The following is a 17,197-nucleotide window of genomic DNA, read 5'->3' on the forward strand; positions in this document are numbered from 1 at the left end:
GCGTTATGGACAATGCCCCTGTGCGCAGGGTTAATGACATGGCATTTGCAACACGCTCGCAGGCTTCGCAAAAACGCCGCCGCTCTCCCTCCCCGCGGCCAGGATCGGCACTGACAGTACTTGCGGCGCTGTTTATCTCACCTATGGCACAGGCCTTGGAGTTCTCGGTGGGTGATGTGGAGGGGCGTTTCGACTCGCAGATATCCGCGGGCGCCAGCTGGCGGCTGGAAAAGCGCGATGCCAACCTGATCTCCGTACCCAACGGCGGCAGTAGCAAGGGCTCCGGCAGCTATGATGACGGCGACCTGAACTTCGATCGCGGCGATACCTTCTCGCGCACCCTCAAGGGCGTGCATGAACTGGACCTGCAGCGGGATAATCTCGGCCTGTTCATGCGCGGCAAGTACTGGATCGACTTTGCCCTCGAAAACGACAGCCACCCCCACGGCAACACCCTCAATGCCTACCAACCCGATGCAGAACTCAGCGACGAAGCGTTCAGCGATTACGCCAAGTTCTCCGGCGCCGAGCTGCTCGATGCCTTTGTCTACGCAGGTTTCGATCTGGGCGGTCAAGCGCAGCACACGCTGGATGTTCGAATCGGCCGTCAGGTGGTCAACTGGGGGGAAAGTGCTTTTATTCCGGGCGGCATGAACAGCTTCAACCCGGTGGACGTCAGTGCCATTCGACGTCCCGGTGCGCAAGTAAAGGATGCCCTGCTCCCGACCAATCAGGCCTTCGCCTCGCTGGGTCTTACCGACTCTTTGAGTGTCGAGGGGTTCTACCAGTTTGAGTGGACGCCCACCGCCCTCGATGGCTGCGGCACCTTTTTCTCGACCAGCGACTTTGCGGCCAAAGGGTGTAACGGCGTACGGATACCGCTAGCCCTGACCGACCAGCAGTATTTCGATACCACGCTTACCGCTCTGGCACTGGGCTTTGACCCCGTGGTGTACCGACACAGCGATGGTAACCGTGTCGCCGACGATAACGGCCAGTTTGGTCTCGCCCTGCGCTATTTCGCCGACCAACTCAACGGCACCGAATTCGGACTCTACTTTGCGCGCTACCACAGCCGCCTGCCGATCAGCAGCGGCGCCAATACCGACAGCCTGAACGTATTCGACAGCACCTACTTCATCGAATACCCCGAAGATATCGACGTGGTCGGATTGAGCTTCAACAGCAATATCGGCGATATCGCCTGGTCCGGTGAGATCTCCCACCGGCACAACCTGCCTCTTCAGGTAAACGGCCCACTTCTGGTCGGCGCCGTGCTCACCCAGTACTCCGGTGGTATAGGCAATGCGTCGGCGGATCAGCGCGTAGCAGAGGCCGGTATGGGCGGTGAGATTCGTGGCTATGACCGCTTCGATGTCACTCAGGTACAAAGCTCTCTGGTGAAGTTTTACCATCAGGTGCTCGGCGCAAGCCGCCTGTCACTGGTCGGGGAAGCAGCATGGACCCATGTCCACGGCCTTGATGAGGGTGCCGATGCAATCAAATATGGTCGGGCCGGTGCATGGGGCTATACCGCCGGTGATACCGACGGTTTTGTCACCCCTGACTCCTTCGGCTATGTCGCCCGAGCGACACTGGCCTATCCCAACGTTTTCGCCGGTACCAACCTGACACCCCAGATCAGTTTCAAGCATGGCCTTTACGGCAATGGGCCAGAGCCGGGGGCCGCCTTTCGCGAAGGCGAGAAATCGCTCGGACTGACACTGAATGCCGAGTATCTGCATCAGTATCAGTTCCAGATCGGCTACACCCGCTATTTCGGGGGTGACTACAACGCCTTGGCCGACCGCGACTTTCTTTCCCTTAGCACCTCGGTATCCTTCTGACACAACCCCATTGCGTAAAGCGCACAGGAGACTGCACCGTGTTCCAACCTCTACACGCGAAACGCCTCAATACGGCCCTCCTGTTGCTTACGCTGTGCACACTGGCGAGCACAGCCTCGGCGGCGGTGGATGAGGAACAAGCGGCGGCGCTTGGCGCAAGGCTTACACCCGTGGGTGCCGAACAGGCCGGCAGTCAGGACAGGCGAATTCCGCCGTGGCAAGGCGGCTTGAGCCAAAGCGATGACCGATACAGCGACCCCTTCGCGCAAGAGCAGCCTCTATTCACTATTACAGCCGACAATCTCGATCAGTATGCCGACCAGTTGAGTCCTGGGCAGCGCGCGCTGTTCAAACGGTATCCAGACAGTTTTCGGATGCCTGTTTACCCAAGCCACCGTACCGTGGCTTACCCCGAGCACGTGTATGAGCGGGCGAAGTGGAATGCAACCCGTGCCCAGCTAAGCGATGGCGGTAACGGTTTGAAAGATTTTCGTGAAGTGTTCCCCTTCCCTATCCCCCAGAACGGTCTCGAAGCGATCTGGAATCACATTACCCGCTATCGCGGCGAAGCCCTCGAGCGCACCTTCGTACAGATTGCGGTACAGGCCAACGGCGACTTCACGCCGGTCAAGATTAACGAAAAGGTTACCTGGCCTGCCTATCTGGCGGATACGCCCGACGCTGAGAAGACGGCTAATCTGATGTCGCTGTTCATTCAGCAGGTTCAAGCCCCCGCCCGCCTGACCGGCGACGTACTGCTGATCCATGACACCCTTAATCAGGTTCAACAGCCACGACAGGCATGGGTCTACAACACCGGGCAGCGACGCGTTAGGCGCGCCCCGCAGATCGCTTACGACGCCCCGGGCACCGCATCGGACGGCCTTCGCACCACCGATAATCTGGATATGTTCAACGGTGCCCCCGACCGCTACGACTGGACATTGGTGGGCAAACGCGAGCTGTATATCCCCTACAACAGCTTCAGGCTCGCCAGTCGCGATCTCAAGTACCGCGATATTATCGCCAAGGGACACCTGAACCCCGAGCACACCCGCTATGAGCTGCATAGGGTATGGCAGGTTGAAGCAACGCTTAAGCCCGGGGAACGGCACGTCTACAGCAAGCGGGTTTTCTTTATTGACGAAGATAGCTGGCAGATAGCGATTGCCGATCACTATGACGGTCGCGGCGAACTCTGGCGGGTCGCCGAGGCCCATGAGTTCAGCTACCGCGACGCGCTGGTGCCCTGGCTGACGGCCGAAGTGCTGTATGACCTGCAATCCGGGCGTTATCTGGTCAGCGGCCTGACCAACGAAGAGGGTCAGGGGTATGACTTCACCCCGCGGTACAACTACAAGGACTTCACCCCCCAGGCGATCAGGCGGCTGGGTCATTAAGGCGCTCGGGCGGGCTCGAATCACGCCCCCACCGGATTACGCCGAATACAGGGTGCGTGTCCGCCGCCTCGCGCGTTGGGAGGCACCGTTTCGAATAGCCCAACGAAGCGTTGAGGCTAGCGTACGCATGGAGGTGCGGATCAACAGCTTTTGCCCGCCACTGAGCGTAACTCCGGCCTTTTGCTGAGCCCAGTCCGGCAGCAGATCCATGCTGGCCCTCGCCATGATATAACCGACCGGTCGGGTTAGCCGGTTCGGTGCCGGCGCACTGAGCAGCAACTCCAGCACCTGTGCCGTACGCTGGTCAAAGGTCAGCTCGGGGCGCATCCGTTCAATATAGGCTTCAACTTCAAACCGGCTGCGGGGCACCTCAACTGCACCAAGCGCCAGAGCGATGCGCGCCACCTCATCGAAGTACTGATCCTGCTCGGCAACACTCAGCCCCGGTGCCTTATACCGCATATAGGAATCGAGAAAGCATTTAACCTCAGCGACGTGAACCCAGGTCAGAAGATCAGGGTCATCCGCGGCATAGCCTCGCCCGTCAGGCGCAACGCCTTTAACACGGCTATGGATAAGTCTGACACGCTCGATAAGACGATGGGCATCGGAGGTAGAAGCGAACGTGGTGGCGGCAATAAACTGACTGGTGCGCCTTAAACGCCCCAGCATATCCTGACGAAAGTTGGAGTGATCCCACACCCCGGCCAGCGCCAGAGGATGCATCATCTGTAGCATCAACGCACCGATACCGCCGCAGAGCATCGAGGGGAAATCGCTGTGCACGCGCCAGCAGATGCTCTGAGGCCCAAACAGCCCCGGGTCACCCGGAGGGTTTTCGTAATCGATGTCATTGAGCGCCAGCCCGGTAAGACTGAAAACCTGCTGTTCTATCCGGCGGCGTATTACGTCCATATCACGTTCCCAAGAGCCCAACTGTTCGCATTGTATCGTCAGTGTAACCTGACAGGTGCAGAGACTCTCTATCCGGGTGATATCGGGATCGGTCATAGAACGCTTCCCTCAATACGCACTTTGGATTACAACTGGACAAATAGAACCGGATATCGGACAGCTCAGCCCAGAGTTAGATGAGGTAAAACGCTCAGACTCAGGAGCAGTAAACGCGGGTTAGGAGTTGCCCGGCAGTGATGGAACGCTGGTACAACCGCAGGGAGGGTGAGGATGATGCGAACACCGAACAAGACGGACGATGAAAAGCTAAAACAACGCCAAGAACGACAGAACGAGATCAAGCGCTGGAAGCAAACAGACTGGCGTCAAGATGCACTCGTTCCACCCTCAAAGCGCAAGGAGTCAGCGTGGGATCAAGCAGTAAAACCTAAACCTCTATCCGTTCGCTACGTGAGTGCAAGCTTGCCTTGGTTATTGGCAACATCTCTTATATTGAATGTGATACTGTTAATCGAACTGTTGATTAAATAAGTTTATAAAAATATCGCTCATAAATAATTTAGCCTAATATATAGTGGTGTTATATGGATATCGAAAAAGAAATAAACGATAGAGTCGGTGAGGTTAGAACCGACACATTGGATTTAAGTTTTGGTGAAATAGTTAATCTCCATGTAAATAATGAACTGATCATACAACCAGAATATCAAAGACTATTTAGGTGGAGTGATCAGCAGAAGTCGCATTTGATTGAGTCAGTTTTGCTAGAGTTACCCATTCCGCAAATATTCGTTATCGAAAATGAAGACGGTGTATTCGAACTAATTGATGGTCTACAAAGAGTAAGTACAATACTTCAATTTGTAGAACCACAGTCAATAGAAAAAGAACCGTTGAAACTGCAAGGATGCACACTAATATCAGGTTTGAATAATTATTATTTTCATGACATGCCTCTTAGTTTAAGACTCCGATTGAAAAGGACTTCTATAAGAACAGTCGTGATAAAAAAACAAAGTAAAGGTTTCTTGCGTTACGAGATGTTCAAACGTTTAAATACTGGAGGCGCTAACTTAGAACCTCAAGAAGTTCGAAACTGCTCAGCTAGGATGCTAGGAGAGGAAGGCGTTAAATTTTACACATTTATTACTAATCTATCAAAGAGATCATATTTTTCGGAGTGCACCAAAAGCCTACCAGATGCAGAAAAGGAAAAGAAAGGGCTAGAAGAGCTAGTTCTTAGATTCTTTGCTACAAAAAATTATAGAGATAAATTTAAAGGAAGTGTTAGAGATTGGCTTGATGATTATATGGAGGCTATTCTTCTCGATAAAATTGATTTTGATTATGATAAAGAAGAATTGGACTTCGAAAATGTTTTCAAAATTTCATATCTTAAATTAACAGAGAATGCGTTTTTAAGATACCGTTCTGGAAACCCTGTTGGATCATTACCTCCAGCATATTTCGAAGCCATATCTATGGGTGTCTTTAACACTCTAGACGTAATTGAGAGCAAGAGTAAAAAGGATCTCCGCAATAAAATTACTGAAATTGTTCAATCTGCAGATTTTAGAGCAGTTACAGGCCCAGGGGCTAACTCTAGAGAAAAACTACAAAAAAGAATAGACATAGTTGAGAAAGGAATCCTCTCAATATGAGTAGCTATGCTGAAACTTTAGAAAATGATCTGAGTTGGAGAGAAGCGGAGCTCGTTTCTCTAAAAAGGCTCACAATAAACAATGACAACAATGAAGTTGTTTATAGAGCAATGTTGAGAGCATGCTGGGCTTTACTTTACGCTCATTTCGAGGGTTTTACCAAGTTCACATGGGATTTGCTATTAGATCATATTCAAGAAAGAAATATAAAAATATGTAATTTATCTGAAAAATTTAAAATTTTGGCGCTGACAGAAGCTTTTAACGGTATCAGACAAAATTCCAGTTCTGAAAACATTATGTCTTTTATTAACTCAGTACTACCTACATTAATGGAGAAGGCTGCCCGTTTTGATAACGCAAAATTAGAAACCAGTAGCAATCTATGGCCCAATGTATTTAGAGAAGAGTGTGAGAAAATTGGCATTAGGTCTGAAGAACTTGAAAACAACACCGTTAGAATAAAAGCTCTTGTAAGCCGAAGAAACGATATCGCTCATGGTAAAAAAATGATAATTAGATCAATCAATGAGTATAATGAATATGAGAGGGCAACTTTACTTGTCATGCATGACTTGGCTGTAAATATTATAGAAATAATTGAAAGCTCTAAATTCAAAATATAGATATCTATATATTTAAACACAAGCCAATTATAAACTTTATTTACGGTTTATAAAGTAATAAATCCGCAATAAGCTATTGATATAATTCTCATTAAAAATCTATATAAACCAATAGAGCACAGGACTCATAAGCGCACGAAAGGACACATGAATAGGATTCGGAATACACTATATGAGGATAATCTACTCGATATTAGCAATAGTTTTTACCCTATCAGTAACAAGGATGAGATATAATCAATCTGTTAAAATAAGTAAAAAATTCCTCAAAGAATCGAATTATAACGTTCAACAAGGCCTTGAAAGCATCAGGTATCGTATTGCTGAAAGGACAGCGGACTAATGTTCTACGCCATACCTTTGCAAGTCACTTCATCATGAACGGGGAAATGTGCTGACACTTCAGAAGATCCTCGGCCACCAGTCAATACCGGTGACGATGCGTTACGCGCATTTATCTCCAGAGCATCTGCAGCTTTAACCAACTTTAAGTAAAACTGATTCGCTCAGGTGTTCAGGTGGTCGCTTGTGCCGACTGCTGTTGATCTCTGTATCCGATTCGAAAACCTCAAGGTCGACAGGTAGCATGGGCTGAAGCAGATCGGTTAGGTCTTTACCTTCGATCTCAGGGTCCAACCAACGATTTAAGGCGTCGTAGGGCAACATGACCGGTTGCCGATTGTGGATCTGGCGAAACGCGGGAACCGCGTCAGTTGTAATTATCGCGCAGCTATAGAAGCTTTCAGCCCCCTTTCCCCACCTGTCCCAGAGGCCCGCAAAGGCAAAAGCACTGTCCTTGGGTTGTATATCGTAAGGGATCTTATGACCCTCTTCGACCATCCACTCGATAAACGACGAGGCGGGTACTATACAGCGCTGATGCTTGAATGGGCCTCTAAACGCCCGGCTGGATCCGAGTGTCTCAGCTCTGGCATTGAACATCGAGTACTGAGTGCTAGGCTCCTTTACCCAGCTTGGGACCAACCACCAGCGCATATGCCTAAGTCTGGGTATGCCGTCTTCAATGAGGATGACTTGAACGTCTTCAGTCGGCGCGATGTTGTAGTGTGTTTCCAGCCGGGTACTGATGCCGAGGACGTCGAGAAGTCCCTGGGTATGTGGGTCATCAATGACGTTATAGCGCCCGCACATGATCGGTCTCTGTTTTAGACAGCCTATATAGAGGTTAGCGGATAGCGATAGGGTCGCCAACGAGGCGATCAACTATGTTTAGAGCTGCGTGGACAAGCAAGAAAACGAGACGCACAAAGCATTTTAGGGCTGTACAGCACAGGCTGGTTAGCCTTCGAAGATGAGCAAAAAAACGGCGTAGCCGGCTAAAAATATAGGAAAATGGAAATTTTATAGGAATCGCTAACAACGAAGCGCCTGTAAGACATTGATTAATGGTGCCGCTGAGAGGAATCGAACCTCCGACCTACTGATTACGAATCAGTTGCTCTACCGACTGAGCTACAGCGGCGGGATGGACGCGTAGAGATGCGTCCGCGGATGCAACGGATATTAGCAATCACCTAAGTGGCCCGACAAGCTTCCTGCTTGAGCTGAAGACTATAACCTTCTACTTTATAAGGATTCATGAATACACCGCTGTAGAATCCAATCCGCAACAATAATAAGACTGGGGTAAGGCGTAATGGGGACACCGGGGTTTCTGCCAATAGAGCGGTTTCAATCGCTGATCGATACCTTGACCGATGACGGCTTCAGGTGCGTTGCCCCTCAAGTACGTGACGGCGCCATACTGTACGACACCCTCACCGGCGTACAGCAGCTGCCCAAAGGCGTACATCAAGAGCAGTCCAACGGGCGTTACCGCCTGCACAACACAGACTCTCCTCGTTACTTTTCATGGGCCAACGGCCCGCAGGCCATCAAGCCGCTGACATTCGCGCCACGCGAAGACCTTTGGTATGCCGAGGTTAACAGCGACGGAAACCTTAAGTTTTATCAGGCTCCCACCGAATCGGAACCTGTCGCCGTAATCGGTGTGCGCGCCTGCGATCTGGCGGCGCTGGCGCTTCAGGACAAACACTTTCTAAACGCCTTTCCCGATCCCTACTATGAAGCGCGACGCAAGCGTCTGCTGCTGATTGCCGTTAACTGCACCCATGCCGCTGATACCTGCTTTTGTGCCGATACCGGCGATGGGCCTGAGGTGCAATCCGGCTATGACTTGTCGCTGCATGAAACCGACAGCGGCTATTTCGTAACAGCGGGCACGCTGGCCGGCGAGATGCTGATGCACCGCTTGCCGCTGGAGCCCGGGGATGACGCCCTCTATAGCGATGCACGCAACGAGGTAAGCCATGCCGGCGAGAGCCAGCGCCGACGCCTGCCACAGCAGGATATTCAAGAGCTGCTGTTCAGCAACCTTGACCATCCACAGTGGCAAGCTGTAGCGGAGCGCTGCCTGAGTTGCGGAAACTGCACCCAGGTCTGCCCCACCTGTTTCTGCCACAGCGAGAACGAAGTGCCGTCCACGTCAGGCCAGAGCACTGCACACCAACGCCAGTGGGACTCCTGTTTTACGCCGGGCCACAGCTATATCCATGGCATCACGCTACGAAAGGATACCGCCAGTCGCTACCGCCAGTGGCTCACGCACAAGTTCGGCAGCTGGCAGTCGCAATATGATCGCAGCGGCTGCGTCGGTTGCGGCCGATGCATCAGCTGGTGCCCGGTCGGTATCGACCCCACCGAAGAGATTCTGCAGATCAGCCAGTCCCCTACCGGAGAGCAGGCATGATCAACCCTTACCTCCCTCTCGAAGCGGAAGTGGTCGAACGGATCCAGGAGACGCCAACAATCGTGACCTTGCGCCTGCGATTGACCGACCCGGATGCTCGCCACCGATTTTACTGTGCCCCGGGGCAGTTCAATATGCTCTATCTGTATGGCGTGGGCGAGGTGCCGATCTCCATCAAATCGGGGCCCCAGAGTTTTCTCGATCAGACACTGCTACTGGACCACACCATTCGCGCCGTTGGCAGGGTGACCCGCGCACTGGTCAAGCTTGAGCCCGGCGACAAACTCGGGGTACGCGGACCCTACGGCCGGGGCTGGCCGCTGAATCAGGCAGGCGGCAAGGACGTCCATATCATCACGGGGGGCCTTGGCTGCGCACCGGCTGTGTCCGTTGTACATGAACTGCTTCGCCAACGAAGCCTCTATGGCCGAATCTCCATCGTTCAGGGCGTTAAACATTCCGACGATCTTATTTGGCGAGACCAGTACGAGCACTGGGCCAAGCAACCTGACACACATGTCCTGCTCGCCGCCGACCAGGCCGATGCGAGCTGGCGTTGGCATACCGGCATGGTGACCGGGCTGCTCGATCAGCTGGCGCTCGATACAACTCGATCGCTGGCGATGCTCTGCGGCCCTGAGCCGATGATGAGAGCCTCGGCGGAGCGGCTGATAGAGCTCGGTCTCGCGCCTGAGCAGATCTGGCTCAGCATGGAGCGTAATATGCAGTGTGCCATCGGCCATTGCGGGCATTGCCAGTTCGGAGCCGCTTTCGTGTGCAAGGATGGCCCGGTATTCAACTATCCAGCTGTTCGGGCGCTGCTCGGTACCCGGGGGTTCTGATGAGTACGACGGTTAAACCGCGAATAGCGGTGCACAAGTTCAGCTCCTGCGACGGCTGCCAACTCGCCTTCCTGAACCTTGGCGGCGAGTTGATAGAGCTGACGAGGCGTGTCGACATAAGGCACTTTCTGGAGGCGGGCCTCGATGACCCCGACGCCGACGTCGATATCGCCTTTGTCGAGGGCAGTCTGTCGACGCAGGATGAGATCGAACGCATTCACAGGGTGCGCAAGCATAGCCGCTACCTGATCAGCATCGGCGCCTGCGCCACATCCGGCGGGCTGCAAGCGCTACGCAACCTTGATAACCAGCACGACCAATGGCGAGATGCCATCTACGCCAAGCCCGAGTTCATCAAAACGCTAAACCATGCCCGCCCCATCGCCGATGAGGTGAGAGTCGATTTCGAGCTTTGGGGGTGCCCTATCAACAGCCGCCAGCTGCTTGCCGCCGTCAACTCGCTCCTGTTTGGCGTTCCGCCAATCGAGGAGCGGGACAAGGTGTGTATGGAGTGCAAACGCCAGCAGCGCGTTTGCGTGATGGTCACCGACAACAAACCCTGCCTCGGCCCTGTTACGCGCACCGGATGCGGAGCACTCTGCCCAAGCTTCGGCCGGGACTGTTACGGTTGCTATGGCCCCTCGGACAACCCCAACACTGAGAGTCTCAGTAAGCGATTTGCTGGGCTCGGATTGATGCCGGACGCGGTGGCACGACGCTTTCTGATGATCAACAGCGCAGCGCCAGCATTTCACGATGCCGGGCTGATCGCCCGGAGTACAGACACGGGAGACGGTGACAATGGCTGAGTCACGCCGGATTCGCATCGACGTTCCCGCCCTCACCCGCGTCGAGGGCGAGGGCTCGTTAAAGCTCAGCATTGAACAAGGGCAGATAACACAGCTGCAACTCTCGATATTCGAGCCCCCGCGCTACTTCGAGAAGTTTCTCGAAGGCCGGGCGTATCATGAAGTGCCTGACATCGTGGCCCGTATCTGCGGTATCTGCCCGGTGGCCTATCAGATGACCGCCGTGCAGGCCCTCGAACAAGCCTTTGATTTCACCCCGTCGGACTGGGTTCGACGCATGCGCCGACTGTTTTACTGCGGCGAATGGATTCAAAGCCACGCGCTGCACATCCACCTTTTGGCCCTGCCCGATTACCTCGGCTTTGACAGCGCCATCGCAATGGCGGAACAGTATCCGGCGCAGGTCCAAAGAGGGCTGGAACTGCAGGCGCTCGGCAACACGATCATCAAGCTGTTTGGTGGCCGCTCGGTGCACCCCGTCGGCGCTCGGGTTGGCGGGTTTCATCATGCACCGACGGATGCCGACATCAAACGGCTGAACACGCAATTGGAAAAGGCCCGGGACAGTGCCCGCGCGCTGACAAACTGGTGCGCGCAACTGCCGGTCCCGCAGGATGATGACAGCTTCATCAACGTCGCGCTCAAACACGAAAGCGAATATCCGCTATATGAGGGCACACTGGCCGGCTCGGATGGCTTGTCCATCACGGCACAGGAGTGGGAGCAGTACTTCGAAGAGACCCATGCGCCACACTCAACTGCGCTGTGGTCACTCTATCAGGGAGCGCCCTATCTGGTCGGGCCATTGGCGCGGCTCAACCTGAACCGGGAGAGATTACCCGCCGAAATCGCCGACAACCTGAACAACACCGGCATCGCCTTTCCAAGTCGCAACATGTTCCACAGCATGCTTGCCCGCGCCGTGGAGATTGAACTGGCGATACACGAAGCACTGGAACTCACAGCAGCCTACAGCGTGCCAGAGCGCCCCTTTGACGACGTTATACCTCGGGCAGGTATCGGTTTCGGCGCGACAGAAGCCCCTCGCGGGCTGCTTTGGCATCGCTATGAAACAGACGAAAACGGGCTGATCAAGCATGCGCGCATCGTCCCTCCCACGAGCCAGAACCAGGCAAGAATAGAACAGGACCTGCACAACTCACTGCAGGCGTTTGGCCTTGAGCATCCGGACGATGCACTGCGCCTGCACTGTGAAAAGGTCATACGCAACTACGACCCCTGCATCTCGTGCGCGACTCACTTCCTGCAACTGGAGCTGGAGCGCCAGCCGTGAAGCACGACCGACTGCAGATTATCGGGCTGGGCTCACCCGCGGGTGACGACCGATTAGGCTGGGAGGTGATTGAACGCTTGGAGGCGATACTGCCCGAAACAGCCGAATGCGACCTGACAGCGTACGACCGTCCCGGAGCAGGACTGATCAAACATCTGGCCGAATATAAGCATTGCTGGCTGGTAGATGCACTATGGAGTGCGGATGACGAGCCGGGCGTCTACACCCGGCCTGATCTGGAAACTCTCAAACACGCGCGCACGGGCGTGGCGGGCTCACACGGCTTCGGCGTGGCCGATACTCTGATGCTTGCGAGCCGTCTGGGTGCGCTGCCTGATAGTCTCGAACTCCATTGCCTGACGATCAATTCGGCGGACCGTCTCGGTGAGCATCTGAGCCCGGCGATTGACGCAGGCGTTGACGGACTGGTGAAGCGCCTTTACCAGCGCCTTATACAAAGCGTGGACCATTCGGTTTAAACCTCGGAGGTGACATACATTGTGGAAAACAGCAGAGGCGGACAGGAATGCCTTCTGAGTTACGCTAAATCCTGGGGAATACCTCTATGCGAGGCTAGGATGGCGTGCATTTTAGTCACTCATCACGAATTTACGAGTGAATAATTTGCAGGTAGATCTCTCACTACTTGAACAGTTTTTGCACGGTGTACAACCTGAGCCTCTAAACTGCTAGACTCCGATCAACGACGTTTTCTTCCCAGGCCGGTGAATGGCATTTTTGCCTCTCCGGCCATTTTTCTCTTTATCTTGCGGCCCCTTTAAGAAAGATCTCCACGCCTTGCGCCAGACTCTTGTTGGGTAGCTCCGGATCATACTCTAGACCCAACAATGCCTCGAAGTGCCAAGGCTGCTTGATCATCTCGACAAACTGAGCAGCGGCTATCGTGCAGCAGGCTATATTCAGACGCCCTTCGCTTTTCTGTCGCTTCAGGTACTCGGTCAGCAGCTTGCGTACACGATCAGGGCCTGCGGTATAGAACAGCGTCTTGATCTGCTCACTCTCGTTACTGTTGTTCGACAACACCAAACGATGCATGGCGATCGCCTGCGGCGTACTGATCATCTCAATAAAGCGCTGGCCAAACAGATAGAGTGTCGTGGCAGGATCATCACTCCACACCTTGTGTTCATCGAAACTGGCAAACAGGTCATCGCAGGACTGTTGCATCATCGCTTCGAACAAGCCGAGCTTGTTGCCAAAGCAACGATACAGCGTGGTCATGGATCCGCCCGCCCGCTTCATGATGTCGCTTACCGATGCATTCTCGAAGCCCTGTTCAAGAAATACCTCTTTGGCCGCGTTGAGAATGCGCCGTCTGCGCTCCTCTCCTTTTGCCGTCAGCCCCTTGTCCAAGCACTCATGCTCAAGTGAATGGCTCATCGACCCTCTACCCAATCTGCTGTTACTGAATACCTGTCCGACACGCAATTTCGGCGTGCAGAACGTCCGGGGTTGGACCCATACTTATAATGTAATGTATATTACACTATATTTTTTCATTCTCTCCCGCACGAACATCACCACCCTGGCCCGTTCCAGGTAACCATAGCGGCGTGAACAACTGCCAATATGTAGTGTGGAGAGTTTTTGACCCTGTTCCTGACCTGAAGTCTTGACCTGCCGACTGAGTGCCTAAACAAGCTGACTCAGTGTATTCGGCGTTAACGGAGCGACACCTTATATGGAATCCAAAGCCCTTACCAATAATACAGGTCTAGCCATTCCTGGATTCGTCTTTCTATTGGCGGCCCTGACGGCACTGGCGCCGCTTGCCACTGACGCCTATCTGCCGGCAATCCCCACAATAGCGAAGGCCCTCGGCCGCCCGATTCCTGATGTTGAGCTTTCGATCAGTTTCTTTCTGGCCGGTTTTTCACTCGGACAGCTTTTCGGCGGCCCCTTCTCCGATCATTTTGGCCGCCGTATCGGCATATTCTTTGGCTTGAGCCTGTTCATCACCGGCTCGCTGGCAATCACCTTTACACCATCAATCGAGTGGCTCTGGTTTTTTAGGGTGATACAAGCACTAGGCGGCGGGATAACCGTGGTCAATACACCGGCGATCGTACGTGACCTCTCAAGTGGGAGCGAGAGTGCCCGCACCATGTCCCAGATGGCGGTGATCCTGATGCTGGCGCCACTGCTGGCCCCCGTACTCGGCAGTTTGATTCTGCAGATTCTGAACTGGCAGATGATCTTTGGATTACTGCTGGTCTACAGCTGCGTTCTCGCTATTGTCATCTACCGCGTACTGCCGGAGACCCGCCAGATTCAAACCAACAGGCCCAGCGCCTTGCGCCGTTACTGGATGGTACTGCGCAACCGTCACGCACTGGGCTATCTGTTCTCGGCCTGTTTCGGTTATGGCAGCCTGTTCGCGTTCATTACCGGCTCACCATCGGTCTATATGGGATATTTCGAACTGAGCGAATCCACCTATCCACTGGCGTTCGGCGTCAATGTGATCGCCCTGGTGCTAATGAATAAGGTCAATATCCAGCTTTTAGGTAGCCACAATCCACGTTCACTGCTATTGGCCGGACAACTGATTCAGGCCGCGGCCGGCGCAGTGCTGTTCGGTTACGTATTCCTGTCTGAGACGATACAGCTCCAGTTTTTTATACCGTTGGTCATATTGTTCTTTGGCTGCCACGGATTGGTAAACGCCAACTCCATGGCCGGCATTACCGATCTGTTTCCCACCAACAGTGCGACGGCAACCGCGCTGATGGGGGCGTGCGGCTTCGCGTTTGGTGCATTTTCCGGTTCGCTTGTCGGTACGCTGTATGACGGCACCCCACTGCCGATGGCGCTGGTGATGTTTGCCTGCGCGTTACTGGCTCCAGCGCTGCGCCTGCTGCTACAGCTGGGCCCGCAGCCCGAATCGGCCGCGCGCAATTAAGACTTCTTTAAGCAAATCGAGTTAGACTGACGCATCGTTTCATGGATGCTTTAAGCGATGAAGGCACTGCTCGTTGAAGATGATCCCCTGCTCGGTCAGGGGCTGCATAACGCACTTAAACAACACAAGGTTCCAGCGGAGTGGGTCACCACCGCTGCCGAGGCGCAGGCAGCACTTCGCAGCTCGGACTTTGACGTTTTAGTTTTGGACCTCGGCCTGCCTGATCAGGACGGCATCGAACTGCTCAGAACCCTACGCAATAACGGCCAGCAGCTCCCAGTGCTGATTCTGACAGCGCGAGACGGCATCAGCGAACGGGTAAAGGGCCTCGACACCGGTGCCGACGACTTCCTCGCCAAGCCCTTTGATATCGACGAACTGATGGCCCGCCTGCGCGCGCTCGTCCGGCGTAGCAGCGGCATTGCGACGCCGACTATTACACTTGGCAACATTGAGATCATCCCCAGCCATCATCGTGTCGAGCTCTCTGGTCAGGAGGTGCCGCTCAATCGCCATGAGTATCAACTGCTGACGCTGCTCGCTTCCAGCCCCGGCAGGGTCTTCAGCCGCGAAGCGATCATCGATCACCTCTACAGCTGGGATGAGGAGATCGAGAGCAACACCATTGAGGTACATGTGCACCACCTGCGCCGTAAATTCGGCCGCGAACTGATCGGCACCGTGCGCGGCATCGGCTACCGTCTGGTGACGCCGGAGAGTCGATAAGATGAAACGCTCCATCGCCCAGTACCTGATTATTGCCCTGACACTTGCGACGACGCTGCTGCTCAGTGGCGGCTATCTGGCGAGTTACCTGGACATTCTCTACGAAACGGAAGAGGTCTACGACGCCGAGCTTGCTCAGGCTGCGCGTGTCATGGAGTCGCTGTTTATTAATCAGGATGAAGATGACACGGCGCTGCGCATTCACCTGCCGGAACAGGTGGCCACCCAGCAAACAGAAAGCAGCGATCTGGGCCACCGTTACGAGAAGAAGCTCGCATTTCAGATATGGGACGACAAGGGCCGACCACTGCTGGGCAACAGCGACGATAGCGCGGTACTGAACTGGGATAACCGTCCAGGCTATGGCTATGAACATGATCGCCGCTGGCGCACCTTCATGCTGCACTCCGACAGCGGGCTGTGGATCAAGGTCGGTCAGGATATGGAGATCCGCGAGGAGATCGCCGAGGAGATCAACAAGCACAATATACAGCCGTTGCTGCTGATCATTCCGTTGCTTTGGATCCTGATCTGGCTGATCGTACGCCGGGGGCTCAAGCCTCTTGGCCGGGTATCGAGTGAGCTCTACCGCCGGGGCCCTGAATATCTGGACCCGATCGATATCAGCTCTGCCCCCAAAGAGATCGTCGGTGTCGTCTACTCGATTAACCGACTGATGAAAGCCCTGGAGCGTTCGCTTCAGCAACAAAAACGCTTTACCAGTAATGCCGCGCACGAGTTGCGCACGCCTCTGGCCGGCATCCGCATTCAGGCCCAGAATCTGCTTTTGAACGATGCGGACAACCTGGTCACTCAGCAGCAGATTATCAGCGGCGTAGACCGCCTCAGTCACATGGTTAATCAGCTGCTGACGCTCAGTCGACTGGAGAGCGGTGAGCGTCAGAGCCACTTCGAGCTAGTGGATATGCATGCAGCGCTTGACGGGCTTCTTCAGGACCAGCGCAGGATGATCCGTGCACGCAAACTGGAGGTCAGCCTGAGTCCGGCCCACCCCATACATGCCCGCGTAACCCCAGATTGCGTCGATATACTGCTGCGCAACCTCCTTGATAACGCGTTGCGCTATACCCCGGACGGCGGCCGGGTACAGATCGAAGTTGTACAGCAGAAAGGCGATCTGCACGTACGTATCTGTGATACGGGCCCCGGCCTCGACGACGAACAAAAGCTACGTGTATTCGACCGTTTCTATCGCGCAGCCGGACAAGACAGCGACGGTTGCGGCATCGGCCTGTCGATCGTTCAAGAGATCTGCGAACGGACCGGTTATCGCGTCGAGCTCAGCGACACACCCCTCGCGCCCCAAGGGCTGTGTGCCGAGCTGATCTGTCCAGGAGCAGCCGCCGCTGCCGCTGACTAAGCG

Annotated in this window: 16 protein-coding genes and 1 tRNA gene; 13 read left to right on the forward strand and 4 right to left on the reverse strand. The window is 54.3% G+C overall.

The window, feature by feature from the left end; genetic code table 11:
• The first annotated feature begins 38 nt into the window (after positions 1 to 38).
• Both ADIMK_RS12680 and ADIMK_RS12685 read left to right on the forward strand, forming a co-directional pair.
• Positions 39 to 1,847 carry a DUF1302 domain-containing protein gene (locus tag ADIMK_RS12680; RefSeq protein ID WP_036188722.1) on the forward strand — a complete coding sequence of 603 codons (1,809 nt, stop codon included), beginning with the start codon at positions 39 to 41 and terminating at the stop codon, positions 1,845 to 1,847.
• A gap of 38 nt (positions 1,848 to 1,885) precedes the next feature.
• On the forward strand, positions 1,886 to 3,247 hold the full coding sequence (locus tag ADIMK_RS12685; RefSeq protein WP_036188724.1) for a DUF1329 domain-containing protein: 1,362 nt from the start codon (positions 1,886 to 1,888) through the stop codon (positions 3,245 to 3,247).
• Positions 3,248 to 3,283: 36 nt separating this feature from the next.
• Here the strand turns inward: ADIMK_RS12685 and ADIMK_RS12690 are convergent, their stop codons facing one another.
• A complete protein-coding gene (locus ADIMK_RS12690) occupies positions 3,284 to 4,258 on the reverse strand; it encodes an oxygenase MpaB family protein (RefSeq protein ID WP_231517051.1) in 975 nt (324 codons plus the stop codon).
• A gap of 174 nt (positions 4,259 to 4,432) precedes the next feature.
• Between ADIMK_RS12690 and ADIMK_RS12695 the strand changes: the two genes are divergently transcribed.
• Genes ADIMK_RS12695 through ADIMK_RS12705 form a run of 3 tightly spaced genes read left to right on the forward strand, consistent with a single transcriptional unit; the run spans position 4,433 to position 6,449 of the window.
• On the forward strand, positions 4,433 to 4,693 hold the full coding sequence (locus ADIMK_RS12695) for a hypothetical protein (protein ID WP_036188727.1): 261 nt from the start codon (positions 4,433 to 4,435) through the stop codon (positions 4,691 to 4,693).
• Between the two features lie 53 nt (positions 4,694 to 4,746).
• On the forward strand, positions 4,747 to 5,823 hold the full coding sequence (locus ADIMK_RS12700; protein WP_036188730.1) for a DUF262 domain-containing protein: 1,077 nt from the start codon (positions 4,747 to 4,749) through the stop codon (positions 5,821 to 5,823).
• Positions 5,820 to 6,449, forward strand: a complete 630-nt coding sequence (locus ADIMK_RS12705) for an MAE_28990/MAE_18760 family HEPN-like nuclease (protein WP_036188733.1) — start codon at positions 5,820 to 5,822, stop codon at positions 6,447 to 6,449. Before ADIMK_RS12700 ends, ADIMK_RS12705 begins: the two co-directional genes overlap by 4 nt.
• A gap of 477 nt (positions 6,450 to 6,926) precedes the next feature.
• On the opposite strand, the gene ADIMK_RS12710 is transcribed toward ADIMK_RS12705, so the two are convergent.
• Both ADIMK_RS12710 and ADIMK_RS12715 read right to left on the reverse strand, forming a co-directional pair.
• On the reverse strand, positions 6,927 to 7,601 hold the full coding sequence (locus ADIMK_RS12710) for an SOS response-associated peptidase (protein ID WP_036188738.1): 675 nt from the start codon (positions 7,599 to 7,601) through the stop codon (positions 6,927 to 6,929).
• A 255-nt stretch (positions 7,602 to 7,856) separates the two neighbouring features.
• A tRNA-Thr gene (locus ADIMK_RS12715) sits at positions 7,857 to 7,932 on the reverse strand.
• Positions 7,933 to 8,106: 174 nt separating this feature from the next.
• Here ADIMK_RS12715 and ADIMK_RS12720 point away from each other — a divergent pair.
• The 5 genes from ADIMK_RS12720 to ADIMK_RS12740 are packed head-to-tail and all read left to right on the forward strand — an operon-like array spanning position 8,107 to position 12,643.
• Positions 8,107 to 9,219: a 4Fe-4S dicluster domain-containing protein gene (locus tag ADIMK_RS12720; RefSeq protein ID WP_036188741.1), complete on the forward strand. Its 1,113-nt coding sequence runs from the start codon at positions 8,107 to 8,109 to the stop codon at positions 9,217 to 9,219.
• Positions 9,216 to 10,061 (forward strand): FAD/NAD(P)-binding protein, encoded by an 846-nt coding sequence (locus tag ADIMK_RS12725; protein WP_036188743.1) that lies wholly within the window; start codon positions 9,216 to 9,218, stop codon positions 10,059 to 10,061. Before ADIMK_RS12720 ends, ADIMK_RS12725 begins: the two co-directional genes overlap by 4 nt.
• Positions 10,061 to 10,870: an NADH-quinone oxidoreductase subunit B family protein gene (locus tag ADIMK_RS12730; RefSeq protein WP_036188745.1), complete on the forward strand. Its 810-nt coding sequence runs from the start codon at positions 10,061 to 10,063 to the stop codon at positions 10,868 to 10,870. The genes ADIMK_RS12725 and ADIMK_RS12730 overlap by 1 nt, the downstream gene beginning before the upstream one ends.
• The gene (locus tag ADIMK_RS12735) at positions 10,863 to 12,164 is read left to right on the forward strand and encodes a Ni/Fe hydrogenase subunit alpha (protein WP_036188748.1); all 1,302 of its coding nucleotides are present in this window, start codon (positions 10,863 to 10,865) and stop codon (positions 12,162 to 12,164) included. Before ADIMK_RS12730 ends, ADIMK_RS12735 begins: the two co-directional genes overlap by 8 nt.
• On the forward strand, positions 12,161 to 12,643 hold the full coding sequence (locus ADIMK_RS12740) for a hydrogenase maturation protease (RefSeq protein WP_051692922.1): 483 nt from the start codon (positions 12,161 to 12,163) through the stop codon (positions 12,641 to 12,643). The genes ADIMK_RS12735 and ADIMK_RS12740 overlap by 4 nt, the downstream gene beginning before the upstream one ends.
• Before the next feature lie 283 nt (positions 12,644 to 12,926).
• Here ADIMK_RS12740 and ADIMK_RS12745 read toward each other — a convergent pair whose 3' ends face one another.
• On the reverse strand, positions 12,927 to 13,565 hold the full coding sequence (locus ADIMK_RS12745; protein ID WP_051692923.1) for a TetR/AcrR family transcriptional regulator: 639 nt from the start codon (positions 13,563 to 13,565) through the stop codon (positions 12,927 to 12,929).
• Positions 13,566 to 13,866: 301 nt separating this feature from the next.
• Here ADIMK_RS12745 and ADIMK_RS12750 point away from each other — a divergent pair, with 301 nt between their 5' ends.
• The 3 genes from ADIMK_RS12750 to ADIMK_RS12760 are packed head-to-tail and all read left to right on the forward strand — an operon-like array spanning position 13,867 to position 17,194.
• On the forward strand, positions 13,867 to 15,087 hold the full coding sequence (locus tag ADIMK_RS12750) for a multidrug effflux MFS transporter (protein WP_051692924.1): 1,221 nt from the start codon (positions 13,867 to 13,869) through the stop codon (positions 15,085 to 15,087).
• A 57-nt stretch (positions 15,088 to 15,144) separates the two neighbouring features.
• Positions 15,145 to 15,813 carry a response regulator gene (locus ADIMK_RS12755; protein ID WP_036188752.1) on the forward strand — a complete coding sequence of 223 codons (669 nt, stop codon included), beginning with the start codon at positions 15,145 to 15,147 and terminating at the stop codon, positions 15,811 to 15,813.
• A gap of 1 nt (position 15,814) precedes the next feature.
• Positions 15,815 to 17,194 (forward strand): sensor histidine kinase, encoded by a 1,380-nt coding sequence (locus tag ADIMK_RS12760; protein ID WP_036188754.1) that lies wholly within the window; start codon positions 15,815 to 15,817, stop codon positions 17,192 to 17,194.
• Positions 17,195 to 17,197 lie beyond the last annotated feature (3 nt).

It is taken from the genome of Marinobacterium lacunae, assembly GCF_000705555.1.
In the GTDB taxonomy this organism is placed as follows: Bacteria; Pseudomonadota; Gammaproteobacteria; order Pseudomonadales; family Balneatricaceae; genus Marinobacterium_D; species Marinobacterium_D lacunae.

Coding starts and splice junctions, on each gene's coding strand:
- ADIMK_RS12680 (WP_036188722.1), top strand. CDS start 39: ATGGCATTTGCAACACGCTCGCAGGCTTCGCAAAAACGCCGCCGCTCT.
- ADIMK_RS12690 (WP_231517051.1), bottom strand. CDS start 4,258: ATGACCGATCCCGATATCACCCGGATAGAGAGTCTCTGCACCTGTCAG.
- ADIMK_RS12695 (WP_036188727.1), top strand. CDS start 4,433: ATGATGCGAACACCGAACAAGACGGACGATGAAAAGCTAAAACAACGC.
- ADIMK_RS12700 (WP_036188730.1), top strand. CDS start 4,747: ATGGATATCGAAAAAGAAATAAACGATAGAGTCGGTGAGGTTAGAACC.
- ADIMK_RS12705 (WP_036188733.1), top strand. CDS start 5,820: ATGAGTAGCTATGCTGAAACTTTAGAAAATGATCTGAGTTGGAGAGAA.
- ADIMK_RS12710 (WP_036188738.1), bottom strand. CDS start 7,601: ATGTGCGGGCGCTATAACGTCATTGATGACCCACATACCCAGGGACTT.
- ADIMK_RS12720 (WP_036188741.1), top strand. CDS start 8,107: ATGGGGACACCGGGGTTTCTGCCAATAGAGCGGTTTCAATCGCTGATC.
- ADIMK_RS12725 (WP_036188743.1), top strand. CDS start 9,216: ATGATCAACCCTTACCTCCCTCTCGAAGCGGAAGTGGTCGAACGGATC.
- ADIMK_RS12730 (WP_036188745.1), top strand. CDS start 10,061: ATGAGTACGACGGTTAAACCGCGAATAGCGGTGCACAAGTTCAGCTCC.
- ADIMK_RS12735 (WP_036188748.1), top strand. CDS start 10,863: ATGGCTGAGTCACGCCGGATTCGCATCGACGTTCCCGCCCTCACCCGC.
- ADIMK_RS12745 (WP_051692923.1), bottom strand. CDS start 13,565: ATGAGCCATTCACTTGAGCATGAGTGCTTGGACAAGGGGCTGACGGCA.
- ADIMK_RS12750 (WP_051692924.1), top strand. CDS start 13,867: ATGGAATCCAAAGCCCTTACCAATAATACAGGTCTAGCCATTCCTGGA.
- ADIMK_RS12755 (WP_036188752.1), top strand. CDS start 15,145: ATGAAGGCACTGCTCGTTGAAGATGATCCCCTGCTCGGTCAGGGGCTG.
- ADIMK_RS12760 (WP_036188754.1), top strand. CDS start 15,815: ATGAAACGCTCCATCGCCCAGTACCTGATTATTGCCCTGACACTTGCG.